The organism is Rhizobium terricola (assembly GCF_012927355.1).
Classification (GTDB): Bacteria; Pseudomonadota; Alphaproteobacteria; order Rhizobiales; family Rhizobiaceae; genus Allorhizobium; species Allorhizobium terricola.
Map to the genome: position 1 here is coordinate 167,638 of NZ_JABBGK010000006.1, position 15,095 is coordinate 182,732.

Genomic DNA, 15,095 nt, shown 5'->3' on the forward strand with positions numbered 1-15,095 from the left:
GGTTCCCACTCCTGTGTTTACTCGGTTTTTTGATTGGGTCTGCTGAGGAAGAAGAAGATCGTGACAACCGCCAGCGACAGCAGCAGAAACACTGTCGAGATGGCATTCATTTCCGGCGTGATGGACCGGCGCAATTGGCCCAGCATGTAGGTCGGGAGGGTGTCCTGACCGCCGGATTTCACGAATTCGGTGATCACCACGTCATCCAGCGAGATGACGAAAGCCAGCATCACGCCGGCGAGGATGCCGGGCCAGAGAAGCGGCAGGGTGACATAGCGGAAGACCTTGAACGGGGTAGCGTAGAGATCGGCTGCAGCCCGTTCGAGGGCGAGATCCATGCTTTCGAGACGGGCACGGATCGGCAGATAGGCAAAGGGAATGCAGAAGGCCGTATGGGCCATGATCAGGTAGCCGAGGCCGGAATAGCCGCTCCAGACCTTGATGCGCGAGAAGAAGATCAGCAGGGCGACCGCGGTGACGATTTCCGGCACCATCAGCGGCATGTTGATGAAGGAATACTTGAAGGTCAGGCCGCGATAGGGCGCGGTCCGGGTCGTGGCGATCGCCGCTAGCGTGGCGGCGGCCGTCGCGACGATCGCGGCGATGCCGGCAATCTCGACCGAGCGGATCGAGGATTCGATCACCTGGCTGTTGTTCCAGGCCGCCGCGAACCAGCGCAGCGAAAAGCCTTCCCACTTGGCGATCGACGTGCCCGAGTTGAAGGCAAAGACGACCAGGGTGAAGATCGGCACGTAGAGGATCGCGAAGCAGATCATCGCGATGGTGGCAAAGCCCGGCTGGACGCGGACGTCGAAACGCTTATGCATGGCCGCCTCCCGTCTTTCCGGCATTCTTCACGTAGTAGAGCATTGCTGCCAGCACGATGATGACGAGGGTGATGGAGAGCGAGGCGCCGAGTGGCCAGTTGCGGCCCTGGCCGAACTGAAGCTCGATCAGGTTGCCGATCATCAGGTTCTTGCCGCCGCCGAGGATGCGCGGAATGACGTAGGACGACAGCGCCGGGATGAAGACCAGGATCGATCCGGCGATGATGCCGGGCTTGACCAGCGGGATGATGATCCGGCGCAGCACCTGGAAACGGGTCGCATAGAGGTCGTAGCCCGCTTCGACGAGCCGGAAGTCGAGCTTTTCCATGCTGGCATAGAGCGGCAGCACCATCAGCGGCAGATGCACATAGGCCATGCCGAGCAGGATGGCGAAGTCGGTGTAGAGCATCTGGATCGGCGCGGAAATGATGCCGAGCTTCATCAGGAGGGTGTTCACCAGGCCTTCGTTGCGGATCATTTCCTGGATCGCGAAGCCGCGGATCAGCATGTTGGTCCAGAACGGAATGGTGATCAGGAAGAGCCAGACCTGGCGCAGATGGGCCGGACGGCTGGCGATGAAGTAGGCCGTCGGGAAACCCAGAACCAGCGACAGGATCGTGGTGGCGGTCGCCAGCTTGATCGAGCGCCAGAGGATGCTGACATGGGCGTCAGCGAGCGACAGCGTGTTGTCGAAGATGTCGCGCTCGAGGAAAACCTTGAACCAGGCTTCCGTCGAGAATTCCCATTTCACGTCGCCATAGTTGCCGGGAGCGAGAAAGGAATAGACCAGGACGATGAGGAGGGGGCCGACGCCGGCGATGGCGATCAGGGCCAGGGCCGGCGTGCTCAGCAGCCAGCGATTGACGATGTCCTTGCGTTTTGCCGCTGCAGCGGCTTCGGCTGCGGTGCTCATACCGTCAGTCCCTCAGGATCTGGGCTGCCCGCAGCCCGAGGCGAACCGCGACGCGCGAGCCCTTGTCGTGCGGTACCGTGCCCTGTCGCATGTTCTGCTCGCGCACGACGAAGGTCTCGCCGTTGTCGAGCCGGACATGAAAATGGGTGTCCGTGCCGAAATAGATGGCATCCACCAGCTCGCCGTCGAAGCTGCCGGTACCGGGATCGCCGAGCGAGGCGTGTTCCGGCCGGATGACGACCGTGACCTTGCCGGATGGCGAGCCTTCACCGGGCAGCGAGGCATCGATGACCGAACCGGAGGCGAGCCGCACGGTGCCGGTCTCTTCCTTGAGTTCGACGATCTCGCCGGCCAGGAAATTTGATTCACCGATAAAGTCGGCGACGAAGCGATCGGCCGGACGCTCGTAGATCTCGTGTGCGGAACCGACCTGGCGGACCTCGCCGTTCGACATGACCGCGATGCGGTCCGACATGGTCAGCGCTTCTTCCTGGTCGTGGGTGACGAAGATGAAGGTGATGCCGGTTTCGGCCTGGACGCGTTTCAGTTCGATCTGCATTTCCTTGCGGAGCTTGTAGTCGAGGGCCGAAAGCGGTTCATCGAGCAGGAGAACCTTCGGCTTTGGGGCGAGCGCGCGAGCGAGTGCCACGCGCTGCTGCTGGCCGCCGGAGATCTGGCTGACCTGCCTGTCCTTCATCCGTTCCATGTGCACGAGGGCGAGCATCTCGTCGACGCGCGCCTTGATCTCCGCTGCGGGCCGGCCGAGCATCTTCAGGCCGAAGCCGATGTTCTCCGCCACCGTCATGTGCGGGAAAAGCGCATAGGACTGGAAGACGGTGTTGACCGGGCGCTTGAACGGCGGCAGCGGTGCGATGTCCTCGCCGTTGAGCAGGATTTCGCCCTTGGTCGGGAAGTCGAAGCCGGCGATCAGCCGGAGGAGGGTGGTCTTGCCGCAGCCGGAAGGTCCGAGCAGCGTGAAAAATTCGTTTTCCCGGATGGTCAGGAAGACCGAGTCCAATGCGGTCACCTGGGCGTTGCCGTAACCGTAGACGCGACTGACGCCCCGGATTTCAATCGCGGCCTTCTTCGATGTCGAACTCAAGAAATATCCCCAATTTCTAATGGAATTTCCGTCACTGTTTCACTTCCGGCGGGTTCCGACAAGAGAGCGGAACGGCTCCGTTTACCGGTTACGAACGACGCAATAAGTGTGCCACGCGCTGCAAAATGACCTGATCCTCCCGTTCATTCCCGTTCCCCGCGGCATTTCCTGCTGTTCGCGATCTTAATCCACGCGATCGGCGGTGCCGCTTCTCCTTCCGGACCCTCCAGTCCGATCCAGCCCGAGGGCAGGATTTTGGCATGTTGCCTCAAAATTGGTCGTTTGACCATTTTTATTTCAGGCATCCCCACGCTTTTGCTGAAGGCATAGCCGGAACGGTCGTCAGCGCAGTCCGGGCGCCTTGACGGCGCCTGCGGCAGGCATTGAGATGGCGGGCGGCGGATTGATGCTCCGTACGATCCGTTCCCGTCCGATGCGAGGTTTCCCATGACTGATCCGACCGTGATGTCCGCCGTCGCGCTTTCCGCGGCGATTGCGAGAGGGGAGCTGAGTTGCGAGGCGGTGATGGGCGCTTACCTCGCCCGGATCGAACGCCACAATCCGCGGCTCAATGCCCTTGTCAGTCTGCGGGATCCTGACGCACTTCTCAACGAAGCACGCGATCGTGACAGGGAACTGGCGGCGGGTCGGCGGTCGGGCTGGCTGCACGGCCTCCCGGTCGCGGTCAAGGATCTGAGCGAGGTCAGGGGCGTGCGCTGCACCTATGGTTCGCCGCTCCATGCCGACTTCGTGCCGGATTTCGACGACATCCAGGTCGAGCGAATGCGGGCGGCCGGGGCGATCTTCATCGGCAAGACAAATACGCCGGAATGGGGTTTCGGCTCGCATTCCTACAATCCCGTGTTCGGCGTGACGCGCAATCCCCATGACACGACCCGCAGCGCGGGTGGATCGAGTGGCGGCGCGGCGGCTGCGCTGGCGGCTCGCCTGGTGCCGGTCGCCGACGGGTCGGACATGATGGGTTCGCTGCGCAATCCGGCGGCGTTCAACAATGTCGTCGGTTTCCGCCCGAGCTTCGGGCGCGTGCCGGGGCTGCCGGGCAAGGATGCCTATCTCAACCAGCTGGCGACGCTCGGGCCGATGGGGCGCACGATTCCGGATGTGGTCGCCCTGCTCAACACCCAGTCCGGCTTCGATCGGCGCGATCCGATGTCGATGGAGACGGCACCCGTGGTGCTTTCGGAACGTTTCGACCCCCGCGGGCTGAAGGTCGGCTGGCTCGGGGATTACGGCGGGTACCTGACCTTCGAGCCCGGGATGATGGAGACCTGCCGCACATCGCTTTCGGTGTTCGAGCGGATGGGCTGCGCGGTCACTGACGTGTTGCCGGATTTCGACATGGCGAGCCTCTGGTGGGCCTGGACGACGCTGCGCGGCTTCTTCACTGCCGGAAGCCTGCGCGACCATTTCGAGAACCCCGCGGATCGGGCGCTCCTGAAGCCGGAGATCCACTTCGAGATCCGCAACGGTCTGAAGGTCAGCGCCGACGACGTCTACAGGGCGTCCGCCATTCGCACCGCCTGGTATCGGGAGATGCTGAGGCTGTTCGAGCGGTTCGACGCTCTCGTGCTCCCAACGGCCCAGGTCTTCCCCTTCGACGCGGAAATCCCGTGGCCGCGCGACATCGCCGGGCGTCATATGGATACCTATCATCGCTGGATGGAGGTCGTGATCGGCCCAAGCATGGCGGGCTTGCCGGTGGCGGCAATGCCGGCAGGGTTCGGGCCCGGTGGACTGCCGGCCGGAATCCAGATCATCGGCGCGCCGCGCGCCGACGAGAGGGTGCTGAACATTGCCTATGCCTATGAACGGGCGACGGATTTTCTGTCGCAAATGCCGGCGCTGGACTGAGCGCAGGCGCGCCTTGCCCAGGCCAGGAGGTCGTTTTCGGGACTTTTCGCGGCGCCTGTTGGAAAGATTTTATTTGACTTGAACACGCCAAGGATTTGGTCCTACGTTAATATATCAGCATATTTGCGCAGGTGTGTTTCATGGAATTGATGTTTGACGGTCACAATGACGTCCTTCTCCGCTTGTGGAATGGACGCAAGAACGGAAGCGACCCGGTCAAGGAATTCCAGGGCGGAACGACCGAGGGGCATATCGACGGGCCTCGTGCCAAGGCCGGCGGTCTCGCCGGTGGTCTCTGTGCCATCTACATCCCGTCGCCGGGCGAATTCGTGCTCGAGGAGCCGGACGACAAGGGGCATTATGCGACACCGCTCGCCGGTCCGCTCGAGCGTCAGCCGTCGCTCGACACGGCGATGGAGATGGCCTCGATCGCGCTCAAGCTCGACAAGGCCGGCGCCTGGCGCCTGTGCCGTTCGACGAATGACATCCGCAAGGCGTTTTCCGACGGTATCTTCGCCGCGGTCATGCACATCGAGGGCTGCGAGGCGATCGGTGCCGATCTCGATGCACTTGAAGTATTTTACGCCGCCGGGCTCAGGTCGCTCGGACCTGTGTGGAGCCGCAACAACATCTTCGGCCATGGCGTGCCTTTCGCCTATCCGATGTCACCGGACACGGGGCCGGGTCTTACCGATGCCGGCTTCGAACTGATCAGGGCCTGCAATCGCATGGGCATCTTGGTCGACCTCTCGCACATCACGGAAAAGGGCTTCTGGGACGTGGCGAAGACGTCCGACCAGCCGCTGATCGCCAGCCATTCCAACGCCCATGCCCTGACGCCGGTTGCGCGCAACCTGACGGACCGGCAACTCGATGCGATCAAGGAGAGCAAAGGTCTCGTCGGACTGAACTATGCCGTGACCATGCTGCGCGACGACGCGCGCGACGATGCCGAGACGCCGCTTTCCGACATGATCCGCCACGTCGACCATCTCGTCGAGCGCATGGGGATCGACTGCGTGGCGCTCGGATCGGACTTCGACGGTGCAACGGTTCCGGCCGAAATCGCCGACGCGAGCGGCAACCAGAAACTGGTTGCGGCCCTGAAATCAGCCGGATACGCTGATCAGGATCTTGCTAAAATATGCCGGGAAAACTGGCTCCGCGTTCTGGCTTCCGCCTGGCACGAATAAGCCGGCTGACGCTCGAAAAAACCAACCTAGTTTGAAACAGGGGAACGATAAAATGATGCATTCATTGAACAAAAAAATGCGCCTGCTGACGTCGAGCGCGGCCATGGCGCTTCTGCTGGCCGCAGCACCGCAGGCGTTTGCCGTCACGCCGGCCGACACGCTCGTCGAGGGCTTTGCCTTCGATGACATCATCACGCTCGATCCGGGCGAGGCCTTCGAGCTGTCGACCGCCGAAATCACCGCCAACACCTACAGCAAGCTCGTCAATCTCGACATGAACGACACGTCGAAGGTCGTCGGCGAACTCGCCGAAAGCTGGACCATCTCCGACGACGGCCTGACCTATACCTTCAAGCTGAAGTCCGGCCTGACGTTCGCTTCCGGTAACCCGATCACCGCCGACGACGTCGCCTATTCGTTCGAGCGCGCCGTCAAGCTCGACAAGTCGCCGGCCTTCCTGCTGACCCAGTTCGGCCTCACCGGCGACAATGTCACCGAAAAGGCGAAGGCAGCCGATGCCTCGACCTTCGTGCTGACCGTCGACAAGTCCTATGCGCCGAGCTTCGTGCTGAACGTCCTGACTTCGACGGTCGCTTCGGTCGTCGACAAGAAGGTCGTCAGCGAGAACGCCAAGCCGGTCACCCCGAGCGACGATTACAAGTACGACACCGACTTCGGCAACGAGTTCCTGAAGACCGGCTATGCCGGCTCCGGTCCGTTCAAGATCCGCGAATGGCGCGCCAACGAAGTGGTCGTCCTCGAGCGCAACGACAGCTACTTCGGCGAAAAGGCCAAGCTCGCCCGCGTCATCTACCGCCACATGAAGGAAAGCGCCGGCCAGCGTCTCGCTCTCGAAAACGGCGATATCGACGTGGCCCGCAACCTCGAGCCGGGTGACGTGGATGCCGTTTCCAAGAAGGACGGCATGGCCACCACGTCGGCTCCGAAGGGCACGCTCTACTATTTCAGCCTCAACCAGAAGAACGAAAAGCTGGCGAAGCCGGAAGTTGTCGAAGCCTTCAAGTATCTCGTCGACTATGACGCGATCGGCGAGACCCTGATCAAGGGCATCGGCACCGTCCACCAGACCTTCCTGCCGGCCGGCCAGCTCGGCGCGCTCGAAGACAAGCCCTACAAGCTCGACGTCGCCAAGGCCAAGGAACTGCTCGCCAAGGCAGGTCTCGCCGACGGCTTCACCGTCACCATGGACGTGCGCAACACGCAGCCGGTCACAGGCATTGCCGAAAACGTGCAGCAGACACTCGCCCAGGCCGGCATCAAGCTGGAAATCATCCCGGGCGACGGCAAGCAGACGCTGACCAAGTACCGCGCCCGCCAGCACGACATCTATATCGGCCAGTGGGGCTCGGACTATTTCGATCCGAACTCGAACGCCGAGACCTTCACCTTCAACGCCGACAATTCGGACGAAGGCAAGAACAAGACCCTCGCATGGCGCAATGCCTGGGACCCGAAGGACCTGACGGCCAAGACCCAGGCTGCCCTTCTGGAGAAGGACTCCGCCAAGCGCGCCGCGATCTATGAAGACCTGCAGAAGCAGGTTCTGGCAACCGGTCCGTTCGTCATGCTGTTCCAGCAGATCGAAGTCGCCGGTTACTCGAACAAGCTCAAGGGCTTCAAGCTCGGCCCGAGCTTCGACACCAACTTCGTCTACACGATTTCCAAGGACTAAGGCCCTTGGCCACCTTGGAGACAAAAACCGAGGCGCGGCGCTCCGGCGCCGGCGCCTCGGCCTTCGCGATGTCGTTGCTGCGGTTCCTGGTAACCGTGGTGACGACCTATCTCGGCCTGCTCGCCGTCACGTTTTTCATCGGCCGGGTCGTGCCGATCGATCCGGCGCTCGCCATCGTCGGCGACCGCGCTCCGGCGCATGTCGTCGAGCGTGTGCGTGAGGAACTCGGCCTCAACCTGCCGCTCTACCAGCAATTCATCATCTATGTCCGACAGGCGCTTTCCGGCGATTTCGGAACGTCCGTGCTGACCACCAATCCGGTGATGACCGATATTCGCCGCGTCTTCCCCGCGACGATCGAGCTTGCCACCGTCGGCACGCTGATCGGCGCGTTCCTAGGCGTTCCCCTCGGTGTTCTGGCCGCCGTCAAGCGCGGCTCCTTCGCCGACCAGATTGTCCGCATCATCGGGCTCGTCGGTTATTCGGTGCCGATCTTCTGGCTCGGGCTTTTGGCACTGGTGTTCTTCTATGCGAAGCTCAACTGGGTCGCCTATCCCGGCCGCGTCGACATCGTCTACGAGTATTCGTTCACGCCGGTCACCGGCTTCTTCCTCCTCGATGCCGCCTGGCAGAGGCAGTGGGACGTGCTCTGGGACCTGTTCCGCCACATCATCCTGCCCGGTGCGCTGCTCGGCTATTTCTCGCTTGCCTATATCAGCCGCATGACACGCTCCTTCATGCTGAACGAGCTGTCGCAGGAATATATCGTCGCGGCGCGCGCCAAGGGCCTGTCGGAGACCCGCATCATCTGGTTCCACGCTCTGCGTAACGCGGCCGTGCCGCTGATCACGGTGATCGCGCTTTCCTACGCCGGCCTGCTCGAAGGCTCGGTGCTGACCGAGACGATCTTCTCCTGGCCGGGTCTCGGCCTCTACATCACCAATTCGCTGCAGAATGCAGACATGAACGCCGTGCTCGGCGGGACCATGGTGATCGGTGCCGTGTTCATCGCCATCAACCTCTTCTCGGACATTCTTTACCGGACCCTCGACCCGAGGACGCGCAGCCGATGAGCGACACCCCCATGCAATCCACCCAAAGCCTGCGCGACTGGCTGCTCTCCGACCGGCCGCAATCGCGCCGGCAGGCCCGACTCGGACGGCTCTACATCATCTGGCGGCGGTTCTCCGAAAATCGCCTCGCCGTGCTCGGCCTGCTGATCATCCTCGGCCTGATCTTCGTCGCGGCCTTTGCCGACGTGCTTGCGCCGCATTCGCCGATCCAGGGGGACCTGCGCGCCGCACGGCTCCTGCCGCCCGGTTCCGAAGGCTACCTGCTCGGCACCGACGACCAGGGACGCGACATCCTCTCGCGCCTGATCTATGGATCCCGCCTGACCCTCTTCGTCATCTTCCTCGTGGCGATCATCGCCGCGCCGATCGGCCTTATCGTCGGCACGGTGTCGGGCTATGCGGGCGGCTGGGTCGATGCCGTGCTGATGCGCGTCACCGACATCTTCCTCGCCTTCCCGAAACTGGTGCTGGCGCTGGCGCTGGTCGCGGCGCTCGGGCCGGGGATCGAGAATGCGGTGCTTGCCATCGCCATTACCTCATGGCCACCCTATGCGCGCATCGCTCGCGCCGAGACGCTGACCTTCCGCAACTCGGATTTCATCGCAGCCGTGAAGCTGATGGGGGCATCGCCCATCCGCATCATCATCTTCCACATCATGCCGCTCTGCATGTCGTCGCTGATCGTGCGCGTCACGCTCGACATGGCCGGCATCATCCTGACGGCCGCCGGCCTTGGCTTCCTCGGCCTCGGTGCGCAGCCGCCGCTGCCGGAATGGGGCGCGATGATCGCATCGGGTCGCCGCTTCATCCTCGACCAGTGGTGGGTTGCGGCGATGCCGGGGTTCGCCATCCTGATCGTCTCGCTCGGCTTCAACCTGCTCGGTGACGGCCTGCGTGATGCGCTCGATCCGAAGGAGGCCGGCCAATGACGCCGCTTCTGACCGTCGAAAACCTCAGGGTCACCTTCCCGACTCGCACCGGTCTCATCGAGGCCGTGCGCGGGGTCAATTTCACGCTCGGCCGCGAGCGGCTCGGCATCGTCGGGGAGAGCGGTTCGGGCAAGTCGCAGACGGGCCGTGCCATCATGGGGCTCACGCCTGGACATGCGAAGATCAGCGCGGACCGGCTTGCCTTCGGCGACACCGACCTCTTGTCGATCTCGAAGCGCGAACGCCGGGCGCTGCGCGGCAAGAAGATCGCCATGATCCTGCAGGATCCGAAGTATTCGCTGAACCCGGTCATGCCGATCGGGCGGCAGATCATGGAAACGCTGCAGACGCATGAGCGTCTCTCCGGTGCCGAGACCCGGGCGCGGGCGCTCGCCATGCTTGAAGCCGTGCAGATTAACGATCCGGAGCGCGTGTTCAACCTCTACCCGCACGAAGTCTCGGGCGGCATGGGCCAGCGCATCATGATCGCCATGATGCTGGTCTGCGGGCCGGAACTGCTGATCGCCGACGAACCGACGTCGGCGCTCGACGTGACCGTTCAGCTTGAGGTGCTGGGCATCCTCGACAAGCTGGTCGCCGAGCGCGGCATGGGACTGATCTTCATCAGCCATGACCTGAGGCTCGTCTCGTCCTTTTGCGACCGGGTCCTCGTGATGTATGCCGGCAAGGTGGTCGAGGAACTGCCGGCTTCGCGCCTTTCCGAGGCGCAGCATCCCTATACGCGGGGTCTCCTGAACTGCCTGCCGCAGATCAACGGTGACCGTCACCCGCTACCGGTCCTCGAACGCCAGGCGGAGTGGAAGCTATGACCGGACCTGCACTCTCCATTCGCGACATGCTCGTCACGTTCAACGGTTTCCGCGCCCTGGACGAGGTCAGCCTCGACATCGCGACCGGCGAGTCCTTCGGGATCGTCGGCGAAAGCGGTTCTGGAAAGTCGACCCTGCTACGCGCCGTTGCCGGCCTCAACCGGTTCGACAGCGGCAGCCTGACGGTCAATGGCCGCAGCTATGGCGGACGCAAGCGCGACCAGGAATTCTACCGCACCGTCCAGATGGTGTTCCAGGATCCCTATGGTTCGCTGCATCCCCGCCAGACCGTCGACCGGCTGCTTCTGGAGCCTTTGGCGATCCACGGCTTTACCGACACCGAGGCACGCATTGCCCGGGCGCTTGATGAAGTCGGGCTGGGTTCGGGTTTCCGGTTCCGCTTCTCGCACCAGCTTTCCGGCGGACAGCGCCAGCGTATCGCGATCGCGCGTGCGCTGATCGTCGAGCCGAAGGTGCTGCTACTCGATGAGCCGACCTCGGCGCTCGACGCCTCGATCCAGGCGGAAATCCTCAACCTGCTCGAACAGGCGCGCAAGGATCGCGGACTGACCTTTGCCATGGTCAGCCACGACCTCGCGGTCATCAGCCATATGTGCGAACGGCTCGCCGTGATGCGCAAGGGCAAGGTGGTCGAGGCGCTCGACGTCGGTCAGTTGCGTTCGCGCGAGTTCTCGATGGACTATACGCGCGAGTTGCTGCGGGCGAGCGAAGGGTTTCGCCGCGAGGCCTGACGTCCATAGGACCTCAGGCTACCCGCCGGCCCTGCCGCCAGACGGCCTTCAGGAAGGGGTGACCCTCATGCGTGCCGACCCGTATCAGGTCGGCGCGCCTGCCCTGGGTGATCTCGCCGCGGTCGGTGAGGCCCGCGGCTTCGGCAGGGGCCTTCGTGACCAGACGGATCGAGGCCGGCAGGTCGTAGTCGAACGCCTCATCATCTGCGATCAGGAAGGCGGCGTCGAGCATCGAACGGGGCACGTAGTCAGAGGCGAGGATGTCGACCAGCCGCTCCTCGAGCAGTTCGCGAACGGCGACGTTGCCGGATTGCGAGCCGCCCCGGACGATGTTGGGAGCGCCTCCGACGATCAGCATGGCCCGGGCGCGTGCCTCGCGGGCCGCTTCCAGCGTGCAGGGGAATTCTGAAATCGCCACGCCTTCGTAGGCGGCGAGATCGACGTGCTCGACGTCCGTGTCGTCATGGCTGAGCAGAGGCAGGCCGCGGGAGCGGGCAAGTGCGACAATCTCCGGACGCACGGTCCGGCCGATATCGGATTTTTCGGCAACCATCCGGGCGATGCGGTCGCGGATGATCGTTTCGCTTTCGCCTCCGGCCTTTTGCAGGCGATTGACATACTGGTCGATGTCGCGGCTCTGGCGGAGCCCGGGCAGATGCTCCATCACCGAGACGACGCGCACCAGCGGCCGGTCGATATTGGCGGCGGTGAGTTCGGGCGTGCGCGGGTCGACGACTTCACATCTGAGATGCACGAAGTGTTCGGCACGCAGCATGCCGCCGGCCTGGGCGCGTTCCAGCACGTCGATCATCGGGCCGAGGATTTCGGCGCGCTCGTTGTCTTCCGAAGAGACGCCGACGCAGAGACTGTCGAAGACCGTGGTGACGCCGCCGCCGATGATCTGGGCGTCGTGGGAAAGTGCTGCCCGCATGTAGTCCCAGCGCACATGCGGCCTCGGGAAGACGTGCTTTTCGAAATGGTCGGTGTGAATGTCGACGAGGCCGGGCAGGAGGTAGTCGCCGCCGAGATCGATCGCGGACGAACCGGTGCGGCCCGGCTCCAGCGCGGCGATCCGGCCGTCCTCGATCACGGCCGAGCCTTCGAAGATCTTGTCGGCGAGTACGATCTTCGCATTGGTTATCACGAAGGGTTCGGCATCGGCGCCTTGGCGCGGCTCGCCATTCTGAAAGGTCTCGACCAGCATCGGACATCCTCGTCGGCAGGGGGCGGGAGAGGGCGGCGAAAGAGACTCAGATCGCGCCCTTGCATGCGAGTGTGCATAGCGACGGCGTATGACTGTTCTATGTCGGTTTCCGGCTTCCTGTGGCGCGACGCCTAGAGAACGGTCAGCGCCTCGTCAGCGATGACCTGTTCCTCGTCGGTTTCGATCACCATGACGGTGACGCCCGCGCCCGCCGGGGAGATGATCTGGGCGTTCGCAAGGTTTTCACGCTCTTCCAGCGCTACGCCGAGATAGGCTAGGCGTTCGCAGACCGCGCGCCGGATCGCCGGCTGGTGCTCGCCAATGCCGGCGGTGAAGACCAGGGCGTCGAGGCCGCCGATGGTGGCCGAAAGGCGGGCGATCTCGCCGGTGATGCGGAAGGTGAAGACGTCGATCGCCTCCGCCGCTTCCTTCGTTGCACTTTCGAGGAGGATGCGGCTGTCGGCGCTGAGACCGGAGAGGCCGAGCAGGCCCGACTTGTGATAGACGATATCCTCCACGGCTTCGCGGGAAAGGCCGAGCCCGGCCATGAAGTGGAATATCACGCCAGGGTCGAGGGCGCCGGAACGGGTTGCCATCGGGATGCCGTCGATGGTCGAGAAGCCCATGGAACTGTCGCGGCTCATCCCGCCTTCGATCGCGCAGATGCTGGCGCCGCTGCCGAGATGGGCGACGATGATGCGGGCATCGGCAAGGTCCGGCCGGATCTTCGCGACAGCGCCGGCGATGTATTTGTAGGAAAGGCCGTGGAAGCCGTAGCGCTTGATGCCCTGATCGAAATAGCTGCGCGGGATGGCGAAGCGCTGCACGGTCGGGGACTGGGTACGATGGAAGGCGGTATCGAAGGAGGCGGTCTGCGGCAGATGCGGTTTCAGGTGGCGGATCGCCTCGATCAGCCGGAGGTTCTGCGGCTGGTGGAGCGGTGCAAGCGGGGTGAGCGCCGAGATCCTGCCGATCGCCGTCTCATCGATCAGAACGGGACCGGAGAAAACGTCGCCACCATGGACGACGCGGTGGCCGACGGCCGTTACGGCGTCGATGTCGAAATGATTGGCGAGCCAGCCGAAGGTTTCGTCGAGGACTTCATGAAGGACGTCGCCGCCCTCGGCTACCAGTGGTACGTCGAAGACTTCCGGTCCTTCAACCAGATGGAAGGTCAGGGGCGTGTGGCGGAAGTCGATCATGCCCTTGCCGATGCGCCGGGCACGATCACCTTCACGCACGAAGAGGCCGATCTTCACCGTCGAGGATCCGGCATTGAAGGTGAGCAGCAGCTTGTCTGTCATCAGGCCGGCAGCCTCTGCGCGGCGCGTCGGGTCGCCACGAGCTTGGCGAGGGCCGCAGATGCTATGCGCACCTTCAGGCTGTCGGCGCGGCTCGTCAGGATGATCGGCACGCGGGCGCCGAGCACCAGTCCCGCGGCATCGGCGCCACCGAAATACAGCAGCTGCTTGGCGAGCATGTTGCCCGCTTCGAGGTCGGGGACGAGCAGGATGTCGGCCTGACCGGCGACCGGCGAGACGATGCCCTTGGTGCGCGCGGCATCGAGGCTGATGGCATTGTCGAAGGCGAGCGGCCCGTCGACGCTCGCGCCGGTGATCTGACCGCGGGCGGCCATCACGGTGAGGGCCGCTGCATCCAGTGTTGCGGGCATCTTGTCGTTGACCGTTTCGACGGCGGCGAGCACGGCGACCTTCGGATTGGTGTTGCCGAGCAGTTGCATGAGGTCGATGGCGTTCTGGCAGATGTCCCGCTTGTGGTCGAGGCTCGGAGCGATGTTGATCGCGGCATCGGTCACCACCAGCAATTTGTCATAGGCCGGGACGTCCATCACGTAGACATGACTGATGCGCCGTTCGGTCTTGAGCCCCGAACCCGGGGCGACGACGGCGCCGAGCAGCTCGTCGGTGTGCAGGCTGCCCTTCATCAGGGTGGCGACCTTGCCGGAGACCGCAAGCTCGACAGCCTTCTCGGCGGCCGCGTGGCTGTGTTCCACCGACACGATCTCGAACCCGTCCAAGGCAACGCCCGCCTTGTCCGCGGCGGCGCGGATTTTCGCCTCGGGGCCGATGAGGACCGGGTCGAGCAGGTTCTCCTCGCGGATCTCGACCGCCGCCTGGATCGCTTCGGGCGAGCAGGGATGGACGAGCGCCGTCTTCAGCAGGGGAAGGGAGCGGGCTTCGGCGACGATGTCGTCGAAGCGGTCGTGATGCTGGGCGGCCAGCGCGGGAAGGGCAACCTGCGGCCATTCGACCCGTTCGTAAGGGGCGATCACGGTCGCCTGACCGCTCAGCACGTCCTCGCCAACCTGATTGGTACAGCGGGTGTCGAAGACGACGATACGCTTGTCCGCGCGTTTCTCGGTGACCGTGACGACAGCGGTGATGGTGTCGCCGGGAGCGACCGGCTTCTGGAAACGCAGCTCCTGGCCGAGATAAATGGTGCCGGGGCCGGGAAGCTTGGTGCCGAGCACGGCGGATATCATCGCCGCCGTCCACATGCCATGCGCGACGATGTGGCCGAAGAAATCCTTCTCGGCGAAATCGGGATCGAGATGGGCCGGGTTGAAGTCGCCCGAGGAGCGGGCGAAGAGCTCGATGTCCTCGCGCCCGACCGTGCGCCGTATCGTCGCGCTGTCGCCGACCCTGAGTTCATCAAAGGTGCGGTTGGTGAGGAGTGGCTTGTTCAT

General features: G+C 63.6%; 13 protein-coding genes. 7 read left to right on the top strand and 6 right to left on the bottom strand.

All coding sequences use genetic code 11. From position 1 onward, the window contains the following. Positions 1–17: 17 nt before the first annotated feature. From HHL25_RS20530 to HHL25_RS20540, 3 genes are read right to left on the bottom strand one after another with little or no spacing between them, the layout of a single operon-like run. Positions 18–827: an ABC transporter permease gene (locus HHL25_RS20530; protein WP_169595097.1), complete on the bottom strand. Its 810-nt coding sequence runs from the start codon at positions 825–827 to the stop codon at positions 18–20. Next, the gene (locus HHL25_RS20535; RefSeq protein ID WP_169595098.1) at positions 820–1,740 is read right to left on the bottom strand and encodes an ABC transporter permease; all 921 of its coding nucleotides are present in this window, start codon (positions 1,738–1,740) and stop codon (positions 820–822) included. Before HHL25_RS20535 ends, HHL25_RS20530 begins: the two co-directional genes overlap by 8 nt. A 4-nt stretch (positions 1,741–1,744) precedes the next feature. Beyond that, positions 1,745–2,842, bottom strand: coding sequence for an ABC transporter ATP-binding protein (locus HHL25_RS20540; protein ID WP_169595099.1), 1,098 nt, complete (start codon positions 2,840–2,842; stop codon positions 1,745–1,747). A 447-nt stretch (positions 2,843–3,289) separates the two neighbouring features. Here HHL25_RS20540 and HHL25_RS20545 point away from each other — a divergent pair, with 447 nt between their 5' ends. The 7 genes from HHL25_RS20545 (at position 3,290) to HHL25_RS20575 (ending at position 11,184) form a co-directional block, all read left to right on the top strand. Then, positions 3,290–4,714 (top strand): amidase, encoded by a 1,425-nt coding sequence (locus HHL25_RS20545; RefSeq protein WP_169595100.1) that lies wholly within the window; start codon positions 3,290–3,292, stop codon positions 4,712–4,714. A gap of 140 nt (positions 4,715–4,854) precedes the next feature. Beyond that, positions 4,855–5,907, top strand: a complete 1,053-nt coding sequence (locus HHL25_RS20550) for a dipeptidase (protein WP_169595101.1) — start codon at positions 4,855–4,857, stop codon at positions 5,905–5,907. A gap of 52 nt (positions 5,908–5,959) precedes the next feature. Next, a complete protein-coding gene (locus HHL25_RS20555; protein WP_169595102.1) occupies positions 5,960–7,600 on the top strand; it encodes an ABC transporter substrate-binding protein in 1,641 nt (546 codons plus the stop codon). A 68-nt stretch (positions 7,601–7,668) separates the two neighbouring features. After that, a complete protein-coding gene (locus HHL25_RS20560; protein ID WP_390624529.1) occupies positions 7,669–8,673 on the top strand; it encodes an ABC transporter permease in 1,005 nt (334 codons plus the stop codon). After that, positions 8,670–9,602, top strand: a complete 933-nt coding sequence (locus HHL25_RS20565; protein ID WP_169595104.1) for an ABC transporter permease — start codon at positions 8,670–8,672, stop codon at positions 9,600–9,602. Before HHL25_RS20560 ends, HHL25_RS20565 begins: the two co-directional genes overlap by 4 nt. After that, positions 9,599–10,432 (top strand): ABC transporter ATP-binding protein, encoded by an 834-nt coding sequence (locus HHL25_RS20570; RefSeq protein WP_169595105.1) that lies wholly within the window; start codon positions 9,599–9,601, stop codon positions 10,430–10,432. Before HHL25_RS20565 ends, HHL25_RS20570 begins: the two co-directional genes overlap by 4 nt. Then, on the top strand, positions 10,429–11,184 hold the full coding sequence (locus tag HHL25_RS20575) for an ABC transporter ATP-binding protein (RefSeq protein ID WP_169595106.1): 756 nt from the start codon (positions 10,429–10,431) through the stop codon (positions 11,182–11,184). The genes HHL25_RS20570 and HHL25_RS20575 overlap by 4 nt, the downstream gene beginning before the upstream one ends. 13 nt (positions 11,185–11,197) lie before the next feature. Here HHL25_RS20575 and HHL25_RS20580 read toward each other — a convergent pair whose 3' ends face one another. The 3 genes from HHL25_RS20580 to HHL25_RS20590 all read right to left on the bottom strand — a co-directional run bounded on the left by HHL25_RS20580 (position 11,198) and on the right by HHL25_RS20590 (position 15,095). Then, a complete protein-coding gene (locus HHL25_RS20580) occupies positions 11,198–12,388 on the bottom strand; it encodes an alpha-D-ribose 1-methylphosphonate 5-triphosphate diphosphatase (protein ID WP_169595107.1) in 1,191 nt (396 codons plus the stop codon). Positions 12,389–12,519: 131 nt separating this feature from the next. After that, the gene (locus HHL25_RS20585; RefSeq protein ID WP_169595108.1) at positions 12,520–13,692 is read right to left on the bottom strand and encodes an acetate/propionate family kinase; all 1,173 of its coding nucleotides are present in this window, start codon (positions 13,690–13,692) and stop codon (positions 12,520–12,522) included. Further along, the gene (locus HHL25_RS20590) at positions 13,692–15,095 is read right to left on the bottom strand and encodes a bifunctional enoyl-CoA hydratase/phosphate acetyltransferase (RefSeq protein ID WP_169595109.1); all 1,404 of its coding nucleotides are present in this window, start codon (positions 15,093–15,095) and stop codon (positions 13,692–13,694) included. The genes HHL25_RS20585 and HHL25_RS20590 overlap by 1 nt, the downstream gene beginning before the upstream one ends.